11 protein-coding genes are annotated in these 14726 nt (G+C 45.2%); 6 read left to right on the top strand and 5 right to left on the bottom strand.

Annotated features, from left to right (window positions below; all coding sequences use genetic code 11):
• Positions 1-3 precede the first annotated feature (3 nt).
• Positions 4-1674: a formate--tetrahydrofolate ligase gene (locus BACHE_RS12245; RefSeq protein WP_013548030.1), complete on the top strand. Its 1671-nt coding sequence runs from the start codon at positions 4-6 to the stop codon at positions 1672-1674.
• Between the two features lie 96 nt (positions 1675-1770).
• Here the strand turns inward: BACHE_RS12245 and glyA are convergent, their stop codons facing one another.
• The 5 genes from glyA to pyrB form a co-directional block, all read right to left on the bottom strand.
• A complete protein-coding gene (gene glyA, locus BACHE_RS12240; protein WP_013548029.1) occupies positions 1771-3051 on the bottom strand; it encodes a serine hydroxymethyltransferase in 1281 nt (426 codons plus the stop codon).
• Positions 3052-3152: 101 nt separating this feature from the next.
• On the bottom strand, positions 3153-3926 hold the full coding sequence (locus BACHE_RS12235; protein WP_013548028.1) for a porin family protein: 774 nt from the start codon (positions 3924-3926) through the stop codon (positions 3153-3155).
• A gap of 7 nt (positions 3927-3933) precedes the next feature.
• Complete coding sequence (locus BACHE_RS12230) at positions 3934-4506, bottom strand: flavin reductase family protein (protein ID WP_013548027.1); 573 nt, start codon at positions 4504-4506, stop codon at positions 3934-3936.
• Positions 4507-4511: 5 nt separating this feature from the next.
• On the bottom strand, positions 4512-4973 hold the full coding sequence (pyrI, locus tag BACHE_RS12225; protein ID WP_013548026.1) for an aspartate carbamoyltransferase regulatory subunit: 462 nt from the start codon (positions 4971-4973) through the stop codon (positions 4512-4514).
• A 26-nt stretch (positions 4974-4999) separates the two neighbouring features.
• The gene (gene pyrB / locus BACHE_RS12220; RefSeq protein WP_013548025.1) at positions 5000-5929 is read right to left on the bottom strand and encodes an aspartate carbamoyltransferase; all 930 of its coding nucleotides are present in this window, start codon (positions 5927-5929) and stop codon (positions 5000-5002) included.
• 261 nt (positions 5930-6190) lie between these two features.
• On the opposite strand from pyrB, the gene BACHE_RS12215 reads away from it, so the two are divergent.
• From BACHE_RS12215 to BACHE_RS12195, 5 genes are all read left to right on the top strand, one after another.
• Positions 6191-6748: an RNA polymerase sigma-70 factor gene (locus BACHE_RS12215; protein WP_013548024.1), complete on the top strand. Its 558-nt coding sequence runs from the start codon at positions 6191-6193 to the stop codon at positions 6746-6748.
• A 108-nt stretch (positions 6749-6856) separates the two neighbouring features.
• Positions 6857-7786 carry a FecR family protein gene (locus BACHE_RS12210; protein ID WP_041579822.1) on the top strand — a complete coding sequence of 310 codons (930 nt, stop codon included), beginning with the start codon at positions 6857-6859 and terminating at the stop codon, positions 7784-7786.
• Positions 7787-7925: 139 nt separating this feature from the next.
• Positions 7926-11282 (top strand): TonB-dependent receptor, encoded by a 3357-nt coding sequence (locus BACHE_RS12205; RefSeq protein ID WP_013548022.1) that lies wholly within the window; start codon positions 7926-7928, stop codon positions 11280-11282.
• Between the two features lie 14 nt (positions 11283-11296).
• Positions 11297-12820 carry a RagB/SusD family nutrient uptake outer membrane protein gene (locus BACHE_RS12200; protein WP_013548021.1) on the top strand — a complete coding sequence of 508 codons (1524 nt, stop codon included), beginning with the start codon at positions 11297-11299 and terminating at the stop codon, positions 12818-12820.
• A gap of 23 nt (positions 12821-12843) precedes the next feature.
• Complete coding sequence (locus BACHE_RS12195; protein ID WP_013548020.1) at positions 12844-14664, top strand: DUF4091 domain-containing protein; 1821 nt, start codon at positions 12844-12846, stop codon at positions 14662-14664.
• Positions 14665-14726: the final 62 nt, after the last annotated feature.

Below are 14726 nucleotides of genomic sequence, written 5' to 3'. Positions count from 1 at the left end.
CGTATGAAATCAGATATTGAAATAGCACGCAGCATAGAGCTGAAGAAGATAAAGCAGGTTGCCGAAAGTATAGGTATTCCTCGCGATGAAGTAGAGAATTACGGCCGTTACATAGCTAAGATTCCCGAACATTTGATTGATGAAGAAAAAGTAAAGCAAAGTAACCTGATTTTGGTAACGGCTATTACAGCTACGAAGGCTGGTATTGGCAAAACTACCGTTTCCATCGGACTGGCATTGGGATTGAATAAGATTGGTAAAAAAGCCATTGTCGCCTTGCGCGAACCCTCATTGGGACCCTGTTTCGGTATGAAGGGCGGAGCTGCCGGTGGCGGTTATGCTCAAGTGCTTCCGATGGAGAAAATAAATCTACATTTTACCGGAGATTTTCATGCCATCACTTCGGCACACAATATGATTTCTGCTTTGCTGGATAATTATATTTATCAGCATCAAGCAGAGGGCTTTGGATTGAAAGAGATTATTTGGCGTCGTGTGCTCGATGTAAACGACCGTTCTTTGCGTAGCATTGTTACGGGACTTGGGCCTCGTGCCAACGGTGTAACTCAAGAGTCAGGATTCGATATCACTCCTGCATCGGAGATCATGGCCATCTTGTGCCTTGCAAAAGATACGGAAGACTTACACAGACGTATTGAAAACATAATTCTTGGATTTACGTATGATGATAAACCATTCACTGTGAAAGATTTAGGTGTATCTGGCGCAATCACTGTATTACTGAAAGAAGCCATTCATCCCAATCTTGTGCAGACCGCCGAAGGGACAGCGGCTTTCGTGCATGGCGGTCCGTTCGCCAATATCGCACATGGTTGTAACTCCATTCTTGCTACCAAAATGGCAATGACTTTTGGGGATTATGTAGTAACAGAAGCCGGTTTCGGAGCTGATTTAGGAGCTGAGAAGTTCTATAACATAAAGTGCCGGAGAAGTGGTTTGCAGCCAAAATTGACAGTGATTGTCGCCACTGCGCAAGGATTGAAAATGCATGGAGGCGTCAGCCTCGACCGCATCAATGAACCTGACATGGAAGGGCTTTGTGAAGGATTTGGTAATCTGGATAAGCATATTCGGAACCTCCGTTCCTTCGGCCAGAGCATTGTGGTCGCTTTCAACCGTTTTGCCAATGATACGGATGAGGAGGTGGAAGCTATCCGTCGCCATTGCGAAGAAAATTTAAAAGTAGGATTCGCTATCAATAATGCCTTTGCCCAAGGCGGGGCTGGAGCTACAGATTTGGCAAAACTGGTGGTGGAAACCATTGAAAAGAATCCTTCCGTTCCATTGCAATATACTTATGAGGAAAATGATCCGGTGCAGCAGAAAATAGAAAAAGTGGCATGCAATCTTTACGGCGCCAGCGTGGTGACTTACAGTAGCGCTTCGCGTAAGGTGATGAAACTTATCGGACAGATGGGCATTACACATTATCCTGTCTGCATAGCCAAGACACAGTATTCTTTCTCTGCTGATCCGAAGATATATGGTGCAGTCAATAATTTCGAGTTTCATATTAAGGATATTGTCATCAATAACGGTGCTGAAATGATTGTAGCCATCGCCGGTGAAATACTCCGTATGCCTGGTTTGCCCAAATCCCCACAGGCGGAACGGATAGATATTGTGGATGGGAAGATTGAAGGACTTTCTTAAATCAGAAATTGTGAATAATTGATAATAAAGGCTGCACATGATTTGAACATCAATGTGCAGCCTTATTTTGTAAGAATCGATGTTGTCTGATTCTTATTAATATGCGAACAGAGGATAATCTTTCATGATCTCATTCACATGTGCGCGAACTTTGGCAATTACCTCTCCGTTATCCACGTTAGAAAGTACGGTTTCAATCATCTCTGCGATTTCCAGCATCAGACCTTCTTTTGCCCCACGGGTTGTGATGGCAGGAGTGCCCAAACGGATGCCGGAAGTCTGGAAAGCGGAACGGCTATCGAAAGGAACCATATTCTTATTTACAGTGATGTCGGCGGATACCAATGCTTTTTCAGCTACTTTACCGGTCAAATCAGGATATTTGCTGCGCAGGTCAACCAACATGGAATGATTGTCCGTACCACCGGAAACGATGGTAAAGCCACGATCTGTCAAAGCCTGTGCTAATGTGGCGGCATTTTTCTTTACCTGTTTGGCGTATTCTTTCCATTCCGGTTGTAGAATTTCACCGAAAGCTACTGCCTTGGCAGCAATGACATGTTCCAATGGGCCACCCTGGATACCGGGGAATACGGCAGAGTCAAGCAACTGTGACATCATTTTGATTTCACCTTTCGGAGTTTTCTTACCCCATGGATTTGGGAAATCCTTACCCATCATGATGACACCGCCACGAGGACCACGCAAGGTTTTATGAGTGGTGGAAGTCACGATATGAGCATATTTTACAGGATTATCTAATTCTCCGGCAGCAATCAGGCCGGCGGGGTGAGCCATGTCAATCATCAGGATCGCACCTACCTTGTCTGCGATTTCGCGCATACGTTTATAGTTCCATTCGCGGGAATAAGCAGAACCGCCGCCGATAATCATTTTAGGTTTTTCGCGTAAGGCGATTTCTTCCATCTGGTCATAATCTACACGGCCGGTTTCCTTGTCCAGGTTGTACTCACAAGGTGTGTAGATAATGCCTGAAGTATTGACCAGAGAACCGTGAGAGAGATGACCGCCGTGTGCAAGGTTCAGTCCCATGAATTTGTCACCGGGATTCAGAACAGCAAGGAATACGGCTGCATTGGCCTGCGCACCTGAGTGTGGTTGTACATTGGCCCATTCTGCACCAAAAATTTGTTTCAGACGGTCAATGGCAATTTGTTCGCTCTGATCCACTACTTCGCAACCGCCGTAGTAACGCTTGCCGGGATAGCCTTCAGCATACTTGTTGGTGAGGCAGGAGCCCATTGCCTGCATAACCTGGTCACTTACAAAATTCTCCGATGCAATCAGTTCAATGCCTTTGAGCTGGCGTTGATGTTCTTTTTCGATAATCTCGAAAATTAAATCGTCTCTTTTCATTGTTGCTTATTAGATAAGTTTGGTAAATCAGTATTCTCTTATTAAGCGTACAAATTTAAAAGAAATAAATGATAAATTGAGAGAAAAAGAAGAATTTATTGTCAAAAGAATATGCCCAATGAAAAACTGAGAACATTGTCACGACGGTGGAAACGGATTTCGTGGTTGGAAGCATTTTTATTCACCGTGCCATTGTCTGCAGGAACTTTGTAGCTCACTCGTTTGGAAATGTTGTGCAGTCCTATATCGTAGCGGAAGTCGAAGAAGATACGTGAGATGGTGACAGCAACACCAGCGGTAAAACTCAGGTTCAGCGGGCGCAATTCTTCTTTTATATTTTGTTGTTCAAAGTTTTCAAAAGTTACTTTACTTTTTTTGTCCCAGATGTAGCGTACTTTCGGTCCGGCAAATACAGCAAGGCTGTAGGGCCCTTCCTTGATAATATTGTACCCGTAGATCACAGGGATGTCGATACTGTGGATAGATGAGGTGATGGATGCTTCGACGGGCGTGGTTCCGGCAGATGCGTTTTCTGGTAAAGGCTGATCGAAGGTAATGTTGCAGCGATTGACGTTATAGGATATTTCCGGTTGCAGGAAGTGCCGGTTGAAGTTTATTCGTATGAAAACGGAACCGAAATTACCGATTTTGTAATTGTTCTGCACTTCGTCAATTGCCACACCGTTGATACTGAAGTTGGAAACAAGAAAGAGGGAAGAAGTAAAGCCACCTTTGATACCCAAGTTTATGGGACGGTCATGATGAGTTTTTGAATGTTCTTCATCGGATGTACCCGGCACGACGGGTGTTTGCCCCCATATCGCGGTAGAAAAAGCTGCCAGGCATAAGCAAATATAGAATCGATTCAGTCTCATGATTTTATCATTTTATTGTTTTTTTCTCCACCGACCAACCGAATTTACCGATTTTCTCACCTAATCCGTAGTATCCGCCATGCACATATACCAGCGGATTTGTTTCCGCCAGTTCCAGCTTGCCGGTTTCAGGATTCAGATGATCTGTGTTCGCTCTGACGTTTACGACATCGGCTATGAACATGTCATGCGAACCTAAGGCTACAATTTCCTTTACCCGGCACTCAATGCAAAGGGGTGACTCCTCGATGGCAGGTGCACTGACTACAGTGCTTTTGCCGGGTGTGAGATGCATTTCCTTAAATTTATTGTAATCTTTGCCCGAACGTACTCCACACCAGTCTGTGGCTCGTGCCATATCTTTTGTGGTGAGATTGATGACAAATTCCATATTCCTTTTAATGATGTCATAGGAATGGCGTTCGGGACGAACGGAAATATAGCACATGGGCGGGTTTGTGCAAATCGTTCCCGTCCATGCCACCGTCAGTATGTTGTATTCTTCGGGGACGCTTCCGCAGCTTACCAAAACGGCGGGCAACGGATAAATCATTGTTCCCGGTTTCCAGTCTTCTTTCATTTCGGCTAAATAATTTCAATATCTTCTCGTCTCTGTTCTTTTTCGCAATAGTGGCATTTGATTACACAGTTTTCTTTATCCACCACATGAAACAATGTAGGCATCGGTTCATTGTTCGTAATGCATTTGGGATTGGCACATTTTACGATGCCCCGTAATTCTTCGGGAAGGCTTACCTCACGTTTTTCCACTACCTCGTAGTCGCGGATGATATTTAATTTTACGTTGGGAGCCACTACGGCGATGCGGTTTATTTCTTCATCGCAGAAAAACTTATCAGCTATTTTAATGATACCTTTCTTTCCCAGTTTTTTGCTTTTGAGGTTGAAACCGATGGTAATATTGTTGCTCATGCGTTCCAGCCCAAGCAAGGAAACTACGGTAAATAAGTTTTCGGAGGGGATATGATCGATGACAGTGCCGTTCTCCAGGGCGGCTACCTGTAATTCTTGTTTCTTTTCGCTCATGTTTCGATTCTTTTCAAATAAATCCGTTAAACTCTTACTTCATCCAGCGTGATGCCCAGCACATCGCAAAGGATGGCTTCACGGGCATAAAGCCCGTTTTGTGCTTGCTGGAAATAATATGCTTTGGGACTGTCGTCCACGTCGTAGGCTATTTCGTTGACACGGGGCAGAGGGTGCAGGATGCGCAGGTTGGGGCGGGTATGTTCCAACATCTTGTTGCGCAGGATATATACATTCTTTACCCGTTCGTATTCCATAAGGTCGGTGAATCGTTCACGCTGCACGCGGGTCATATAGAGAATGTCGGCATCAGCAATTGTTTCTTCAGTAAAGTCTGTATGCTCTACGTATTTGATGTGTTGCTCGCGGCAGTAAATTTTATATTCCTCCGGCATTTTCAACTCATCCGGAGCAATGAAATGGAAAGTGGGGTTAAAGTGCCGCATAGCCATCAGTAACGAATGGACTGTACGGCCATATTTCAAGTCGCCCACCAGGAATATGTCCAGATTTTCCAGAGTTCCCTGTGTCTTGTAGATGGAATAAAGGTCAAGCATGGTCTGCGAAGGATGTTGGTTGGCTCCGTCTCCGGCATTGACGATGGGGATGGCAGTTACCTCACTGGCATAACGTGCAGCCCCTTCGAGATGGTGGCGCATCACGATAATGTCCGCATAATTGCTCACCATCTTGATGGTGTCTTTCAGTGTTTCGCCCTTGGATGAGCTGGTAGCTTTAGGATCACTGAAACCTATGACACGTGCGCCAAGACGGTTGGCTGCTGTCTCAAAACTGAGGCGGGTGCGGGTAGAGGGCTCGAAAAATAAAGTGGCGACAACTTTTCCGTCCAATAGACGCCGATTGGGATGAGCTTCAAACTCTTTCGCCATTTCGAGCATATAGAGGATTTTTTCCTTACTGTGCTCGGCTATGGTAACTAAACTTCTGTTTTCCATATCATTGATATTCATTTATACTTTTCGAGAGTGTAAAGTTAGAGAAAAAACTTGGTTTCCGGAAATCTGCAGGAAGAAAAAATTTTAGCCTGTAACGTTTTTCATTCTCTTGAGTTTCGCACCTCCTTTTTGTGTCTGACAAAGAAGATACTGTCTCAGAAAAGAAAAAGGAGAAGACCTCCTTTCTGAAGAAATTGCTTCTTTAAGAGCAAAATAATCTCTATATTCGCAATCGCAACATTCATTTTAGTACATAATTTTATGGATCTGAAAAAGTTTAATCAATTATTTTCTGAATACCAGGGACGCTTTATCCGCTTTGCCCAAACGTATGTGCGCGACATGGCAGTGGCTGAAGATTTTGTTACTGAAGCATTGATGTACTATTGGGAGAAGCAGGACAGTTTGCCCGGAGATGTGAATGTACCTGCATACATACTTGTCATTATAAAGCATAAGTGCTTGAACTATCTTCAGCACTTGGAGGTGCGCGAAGCTGCTTCCGAACGAATGAAAAAATATGCCGAGTGGGAATTGAAAACAAGGCTTGCTACTCTGCAGGCCTGTGATCCCGATGAATTATTCTCTGCTGAAGCTCAGGCAATTGTTGACCGTACTTTGGCTGGAATGCCGAAACAGACCCGTGAAATTTTTATTATGAGCCGCTACCAGAACAAATCCTACAAAGAGATAGCGGCCTTGACCGGAATGACTCCCAAAGGAGTTCAATTTCATATCAATAAAGTTCTTCAAGAACTTCGTGTCAATTTGAAAGATTACTTGCCTTTATTTATCTACTTGTATAATTCCGGCTTTTAAAGGTCTGACTTTGAGCTGCTTTAAAAATACATTTCATTTTTTCACTTTTTCTACTATCCATTGTTATTCCTGAACTGCTATATATTATAGAAAGCAATGCTGAACAATATGGATAAAGAAATACTATACCGCTTTTTCGAGGGAAATGCTTCCTTGGAAGAAGGAGAACAAATATGGGCCTGGGTAGAGGAATCTCCACAAAATGAAAAAGAATTCTTCAAAGAACGTAAGCTGTTTGATGCCATGATACTGCTTACCCGGAAGAAAAAGGGAATGCTTCATATCCAGTGGAACTCTGTGAAAAATGAGTTGCTTAAAATAGCGGGAGTGGTTTTACTTACATTAAGTGTAAGCTACCTGTATCAGCAATACGAGCTGTCAACAGAAACTCCGGCTATGCAAACCATTTATGTTCCGGCTGGTCAGCGGATGAATATAACTTTACCTGATGGAACAAACGTATGGCTCAATGCCCGTACCACCATTCAATATCCACTTGCTTTCAACCGGAAGTCCCGGCAGGTGAAACTCGACGGACAAGCCTATTTCGATGTAACCAAGAATCCTGAGAAACCTTTCATCGTTCGAACCCGGAAGTATGATGTGGAAGTTGTGGGAACCAAGTTCGATGTAGAAGCATATTCGGATAAGAATCAGTTTGAAACGGCCTTGATGCAAGGTAGCGTGAAGCTGGTGTCAGTAGAAAATCCGAAAGAGACTTTGATGTTGGAGCCCGATTGTAAGGCGGTTCTGGAAAACGGTGAACTGAAGGTGAAACCTCTGGATAACTATAATGTCTATCGCTGGAAGGAGGGATTACTCTGCTTCACCAATGAAACCTTTGATGTGATCGTGAGAGATTTTGAGAAGTACTTTGAAGTAAAGATTGAAGTCAGTAACAAGGAAGTGTCAAAATACTATTATACCGGCAAATTCAGGCAGGCGGACGGCATTGATTATGCCCTGCGGGTTTTGCAGAGGGATATACGGTTTACATATACGCGGGACGATGAGAACCGGATTATATATATAAAATAAGAACTGAGTAATAATTTAAAATCGAGTAGCCTATGAAGTAAATCTGTTAACCTGAAATGTTGTCGATTGTTTCCGGATTATATGAATATCCGTTCGGCAAAGCAATCAATACTATTTAATAACCTATCAATATAAAGAAATGAAAAACTGCTTTGTGCTCAAGAAAGAGCTGTTTATAGCTTTACAGAATAACCAAATCTATAAAATTATGCGAATCACCACGTTTCTACTTATGGTGTGTGCTTTTTGTTCGTATGCGAAGAATACGCATTCGCAAAATGCAAGAGTTAACCTTAATAAGAGTAATGTCAGACTGAATGAAATTCTTACTGACATAGAGAGTCAGACCGATTATTTGTTTATTTACAATAATCAAGTGAATGTTAATCAAGTGGCTTCAGTGAAAGCCAGACAAAAACCGGTTTCGGAAGTACTCGACAAGCTTCTGGGCAATACAGATATTGTCTATGTGATGGAAGGCATGCATATTGTGCTGTCCAGAAGAACTTCTACCACCGGACAGGCAGTGCAGCAACAGGCCCGCACCATTAAAGGTACTGTGCTGGATGGCAGTGGCGTTCCTGTTATCGGTGCTAATATCCTTATCAAAGGGACTGCCAGAGGTGTCATATCCGACATTGACGGTAACTTCGTTTTGGAGGCCGACGGGAATGCTGTTCTGGAAGTATCTTATATCGGCTATCTGAAAAAGGAAGTACCAGTGAACAATCGGCAGGATATACGCATAGTGTTGCAGGAGGATTCCAAGGCACTGGACGAAGTAGTGGTTATCGGTTACGGCACGCAGAAGAAGGCCGATCTGACCGGCGCTGTGGCAAACATCAGTACAGACAAGCTGAATACTCAAAGCAATGTGAATATCGGACAGGCTTTGCAGGGTAAAATAGCCGGTGTGGATATCGTGTCGCAGGGAGGTGCACCGGGACAGAGCAGCCGCATCATGGTGCGCGGTATCGGTACACTGAATAACGCAAGTCCGCTTTACATCGTAGATGGCATGTATATGAGCAGCATGGATCACCTCAATCCCAATGACATTGAAAGCATTGATGTGCTGAAGGACGCTTCTTCGGCTGCCATTTACGGATCGCGTGCGGCCAACGGCGTCATCATCGTCACTACCAAGTCGGGCTCCAATACGGAAGGCAAGCCCATTATCGACGCCTCTGTCAATATAGGCGTGCAAACTCCCTCCAAATATCTGGAAATGCTGGATGCCGATGAGTGGGCGAAACTGACCGCTGTTTCACGCCGGGCCATAGGTTCCAATCCGCTGGAAATGGCACAGAACATTACGGAGAGCAATGACTGGCAGGATATCATGATGGGGCCGGCTCTGATGCAGAATTATAATCTCACTGTTCGCGGAGGTACGAAATACTTTACCTATTATACCGGTTTGGGATATGTGAACCAGAATGGTACGATAAAAGGAACTAACTATCAGCGCTTCAACATACAGTTCAAATCGGAATACAAGAGGGGCTGGTTTACATTCGGCAATAATATAGTGTTCAGCTCCCGGCAGAACAATCCGCTTTATGGTTTTGCCCGTGGCGGTTACATCGGTATTATTCTGCAATCCATTCCTACTTTGCATAAGTTCGACCCTGAGAATGACAAAGGAGGTTATGGCAAGGTTTACGGGGATGCCACGGATATTCCCAATCCTCTGGGCATTCTGGATACCAACCTGACGGATAGAACCTGGAATACATACAATGCCTATATCAACCTGTATGCCGAAATCAAACTGCCTTTAGGTTTTAAGTATCGTTTGAATGCCACTCCCGATTTTTCATTCGAGCGTAGTACTGCTTATGAGAATGTCTTTGACTTCGGGTTGCGCAACAATGCAGTTTCTAACATGAGGGAAGATCGTTATAATCGCAATAACTATTTGATAGAGAATTTACTGTCTTTCGACCGTACTTTTGGCAAGCATAAGGTTAATGTTTTGTTGGGCTACTCATTCCAGAGATACCGCAACCGTTATATTATGGCTTCAGGAAGAGGACTTCCCGACGGCATCCATGAAGTGGGAGCTGCTACCAAAGACCGCCTGAATGATACGTGGATGAAGGAGAGTGCACTGACCTCCGTGATTTCACGTGTATTCTACTCTTATGACAACCGTTACCTGATTACAGCCACATATCGTCGTGACGGTTCGTCTAAATTTGCGAAAGGCAACCGTTACGGTCATTTCCCTTCGGTGTCTGTGGGATGGAATGTAGCTGAGGAACATTTTATGAGGAATACCCGCAGTTGGCTCGACCAATTCAAACTGAGAGGCGGTTACGGTGTATTGGGAAATCAGGAAATCGAAGATTACATGTACACCAGTGTGATAACGTCGAACATTAATTATCCCGATGGTAACGGCGGTTTGATTAGCGGTGCTTTCCCGAAAGATTTTGCCAATCCGGCTATTAAGTGGGAATCCACGGCAATGACCAATGTAGGTGTGGATCTTGCTTTCATGAACTCACGACTGATGGTGACAGCCGACTGGTATCGTAAGGATACGAAGGATATTCTGTTGACTGTGCCCATTCCGGTTTCTACAGGTGGGGCCAACGATCCGGTGCGTAATGCAGGTAAGATAAAGAATATAGGTATGGAATGGACCGTAAACTGGAATGATGCTCCGAGCCGGGATTTCTCTTACGGTGTGACCTTTACCGGCAATGCCATGAAGAATGAAGTAGTAGAGATGGGTGATGCCAATCAAGTGATTGAAGGTGGAAAGAATCGTCTGAATGTAGCTACTACCCGTACTTTGGCAGGTTATCCTATCGGTGGTTTCTGGCTGATTCCTACTGACGGACTCTTTCGGAACGATGCCGAGGTGGCAAGCTATGTAAAGGACGGTACATTGATCCAGCCCAATGCCAAGCCCGGTGACATCCGTTTCAAAGACAGTAACAATGATGGAAAGATTACCGATGCCGACCGTGTATATTGCGGCAGCCCTTTCCCCTCGGTTACTCTTGGGCTGAATTTCAACGCAGCTTATAAAGGTTTCGATATCCTGTTGGGCATGCAGGCTGTAGTGGGCAACAAAGTATATAATGCTACCCGCCTTGAACTGGAAGGTGTAAATAAAGGAACCAACTTCCTTGCCACTACCAAGGACTATTGGACACCGGAAAATCCGAATGCTTCTCATCCCCGTCTGGTATGGGATGATCCTAACCAGAACTCTCGTCCGCAAAGCGACCGTTATCTTGAAAACGGTTCATTTTTCCGTCTGCGCAATTTGCAGGTAGGTTACACTTTCCCCAACCGGTGGTTCCATGACAGGTTACAGAAGCTTCGCGTGTATATGAGTGCCGAAAACCTGTTTACTTTCACCGGATATAGCGGCTATACGCCGGACGTTAATAGCGGCGACGCCACCTCCCGTGGCTTTGACAACTTTACATATCCTACAAACAGGGTATTTATGTTAGGACTTAATCTTACATTCTAAATACAGCACCAATTATGAAGACATTTTATAAATACATCGTATTAGCCTTTTTGGCAATAGCATTGGCAGGTTGCGAGGGAATGCTTGATGTGACAAATCCCAATAAGCCTACTGATAAAACTTTTTGGAAGACAGAAGCAGACTTCAGACAGGCTCTGGCTTCTTGTTACACACCTCTTAAAAACTGGAACGGCGGTTATTATGGCACTCGCGGTTTGATGGCCCGTATCAGCAGGGCCGATGACATTGAGTTCCGCAATGACATTCAGGACATCTACTCCATGCACCGTTTTACGAACGACCCCAACAACTCGGTCGCACAAAATATATTCTACCAGTTTTACAATGCGATTTATCGTTCCAACTCCATTCTGAAAGAAATCGAAGGGAAAACTTTCTCGAAAGACTTCATTGATAATGTGCGTGGTGAGGCTTTGTTTATCCGTGGCATGTACTATTTTCAGTTGGCCAAAGAGTTCGGCGGTGTGCCGTTGCGCCTGGAAGCCTCTCAAGATCCTGCCACTTTCCAGAAGGCCAAGTCTTCTCAGGCTGAAATCTATGATCAGGCTGCCGGAGACTTCATGGAAGCTGCGGGGCTGCTGCCTGTTGAGAATGCGAAAGGCAAGCCCACCAAGGGGACAGCGAATGCTTATTTGGGTAAGCTCTATGTTTACCGGGAGAAGTGGCAGGAAGCCAAGAATGTATTGGAGCCCTTGACTAAAGCGCCTTACAAGTATCGGTTGATGGAAGATTTTACTTGGAACTTTGATGAAGCTCACGAGAATAATGCCGAAAGTATCTTTGAGATACTTTACGAGCCGGTCGGAGGTTCCGACCAATGGGATAACGGTGAGACGGCCAATTCGGCCCAATCCACTACGATTGCGGTGGAGTATGCTGCCGGTGAGGTAGGCGGTTGGTTTGAAGCCAAGCCCACCCCAAAGATTATGGATATTTTCCTGAAAGAGAAAGCCGCCAATGGAAAGCCCGATTACCGTGTCCTTACTTCGGTTGCATGGAATTATGAGGGATGTATGTATTACATGAAGCCCTTTCAGGAAGTATTTGCGAGAAATCCCGATGCCTTGAATTCCTATTGGATTCTGAAATATCAGAACTCGGCTACCCGTGACCAGGAAGTAGAGACACTGCCGTCGTACATCAACGAGCGTGCTATGCGTTTTGCTGATGTAATCCTGCTGCTGGCCGAATGTGAACTCAACCTGAATCCTGCTGATACGAAGCCTGCCATCGACTATATCAACAAGATCCGTACGCGTGGTGGCAATCTGCTGCCTTATTCCGGAGCTACCGATGCGATATCGGTAAAGGAAGAACTGATTCATCAGCGTGCCATCGAGTTCTTCAAGGAAGGTGAACGCTTCTACGACCTCCGTCGTTGGGGGTTGCTCGAAAAAGAGTTGAAAGCTCAAGATCCACTTCGTTTTGAGAACTTTGCAAAACGCTATTATTATCTGCCTATTCCGGCAAAAGAAATTCAGACTAATCTGTTGTGCAAACAGAATGAGGGCTGGTAACTGTAAAATCAATATGAAACTTTATGCTGAATTATAGAAAAAAACTTTTGTTGCTTTTGCTCGGGATTATGTGTTCCGTAAACGGGTGGGCACAGACAGAATCGGGCATTACCCATTCCGGTCTGTCCACCGGACAGCCGCGTTTTCCGGTGGGCTCTTATGAAGAACTTCCTGATCCGGCAGCCACCAATCCCGTGTTATGGCAAAATGTACAGGGCGTCAACCTTAGTTGGGGCTCTACCGACGTCCGCTATAAAAAAGAAGAACCGGCGCCATTGCCTTCTCTTTGCAAGCGTATGGAACTGACTGCTTGGCGTGGTGAGCGTGTAGCGGCCCAATGGCTTGTGTGGGGAAACCGTCCTTTGCGGGCGCTCTCTTTTTCTGTGAAAGGGCTGACTCACGCCAATAAGAAAGACCGCATTACGGAAGATTGTATTCTTACCGGTTTTGTACGTTACGTCATGACCGATGAATTGAACAAAGACGGTAAAGGGGCATGCGGTAGCCGTCCCTATGCGGCCGCTTTCGATTCTTCACTGGTTGCTGACCCCATCGACCCTGCCACAAAGGAGTTATTGGTCCCTGCACAGAACACACAAGGAGGGTGGGTGCGTGTATGGGTGTCCCGGAATGCTACACCGGGAGTATATAACGGGACAGTGGTGGTAAAAGACGGAACAACGGAATTGGGTACGCTCAACCTCACCGTCAAGGTGAAGGATCGTACCTTGCCGGCTCCTTCGGACTGGAAATTCCACCTCGATTTGTGGCAAAATCCGTTTGCCATTGCCCGCTACCATCAGGTAGAGCCATGGAGTGAGGAGCATTTCAGAATAATGCGTCCTTATATGGAATTGTATAGGGATGCAGGTGGTAAGGTAATCACCGTTTCCATCATGCATAAGCCATGGAACGGGCAGACTTACGATTATTTTGAAACCATGGTTACCTGGATGAAGAAAGCTGACGGAACATGGAGCTTCGACTATACCGTTTTCGACAGTTGGATTGAGTTTATGCTCGGGCTGGGAATAAACAAGGAGATAAACTGCTACTCGATGATTCCATGGCGACTTTCCTTCCAATATTTCGACCAGGCAAGCAATCGGCTTCGTGAAGTTCACACAAAACCAGGAGAGCCTGCTTACAATGAGATGTGGAGCACCATGTTGAAGTCATTTGCCGCCCATCTTAAGGAAAAAGGCTGGTTCGGCATTACTCACATCTCTATGGACGAACGTCCGATGGAAGTAATGCGGGAGGCACTCAAAGTTATCCGTCAGGCCGATCCCGACTTTAAGGTTTCTCTGGCAGGAGCTTTGCACGAAGAATTGTCTGATGAACTGAATGACTACTGTGTGCCCCTCCGTATGAAATACCCGGAAAGAATGATACGGAAACGGAGGTCGGAAGGCAAGGTTACCACATTTTATACCAGTTGTGAAGAACCGCGTCCCAATACTTTCACATTCAGTCCTCCCGCCGAGTGCGAATGGTTTGGTTGGTATGCCGCCAAAGCCGGGTTGGATGGTTATTTGCGTTGGGCTTATAACAGTTGGGTGATCGAACCTCTGGTGGACAGCCGCTTTTATACATGGGCGGCCGGTGACACCTACTTTGTTTATCCGGGTGCTCGTACCTCGCTCCGTTTTGAACGGTTGATCTCCGGGGTGCAGGCATTCGAAAAGGTGAGGATATTGCGTGAAGAGTTTACCCGTACAAATAACCGTTCTGCTTTAAAGAAGATCGGGAAAGCTTTGGAGGCATTCGACGAAACTGCCTTGAACCACATACCGGCTTCGGAAGTCGTCAGCCGTGCTAACCGGACGATAAATTCATTTTAACTGAAAGGATATACTGAAAGTACAAAGGCTGTCTCAAAATTTTCTTTTGAGACAGCCTTTGT

Origin of the sequence: Bacteroides helcogenes P 36-108, from assembly GCF_000186225.1 — a bacterium.
Lineage (GTDB): Bacteria > Bacteroidota > Bacteroidia > Bacteroidales > Bacteroidaceae > Bacteroides > Bacteroides helcogenes.
The sequence above is the reverse complement of the archived record's forward strand: the minus strand, read 5'-3'. Positions and strand labels throughout refer to the sequence as shown.

Coding starts and splice junctions, on each gene's coding strand:
- BACHE_RS12235 (WP_013548028.1), bottom strand. CDS start 3,926: ATGAGACTGAATCGATTCTATATTTGCTTATGCCTGGCAGCTTTTTCT.
- pyrI (WP_013548026.1), bottom strand. CDS start 4,973: ATGAGCGAAAAGAAACAAGAATTACAGGTAGCCGCCCTGGAGAACGGC.
- BACHE_RS12230 (WP_013548027.1), bottom strand. CDS start 4,506: ATGAAAGAAGACTGGAAACCGGGAACAATGATTTATCCGTTGCCCGCC.
- pyrB (WP_013548025.1), bottom strand. CDS start 5,929: ATGGAAAACAGAAGTTTAGTTACCATAGCCGAGCACAGTAAGGAAAAA.
- BACHE_RS12200 (WP_013548021.1), top strand. CDS start 11,297: ATGAAGACATTTTATAAATACATCGTATTAGCCTTTTTGGCAATAGCA.
- BACHE_RS12205 (WP_013548022.1), top strand. CDS start 7,926: ATGAAAAACTGCTTTGTGCTCAAGAAAGAGCTGTTTATAGCTTTACAG.
- BACHE_RS12245 (WP_013548030.1), top strand. CDS start 4: ATGAAATCAGATATTGAAATAGCACGCAGCATAGAGCTGAAGAAGATA.
- BACHE_RS12210 (WP_041579822.1), top strand. CDS start 6,857: ATGGATAAAGAAATACTATACCGCTTTTTCGAGGGAAATGCTTCCTTG.
- glyA (WP_013548029.1), bottom strand. CDS start 3,051: ATGAAAAGAGACGATTTAATTTTCGAGATTATCGAAAAAGAACATCAA.
- BACHE_RS12215 (WP_013548024.1), top strand. CDS start 6,191: ATGGATCTGAAAAAGTTTAATCAATTATTTTCTGAATACCAGGGACGC.
- BACHE_RS12195 (WP_013548020.1), top strand. CDS start 12,844: ATGCTGAATTATAGAAAAAAACTTTTGTTGCTTTTGCTCGGGATTATG.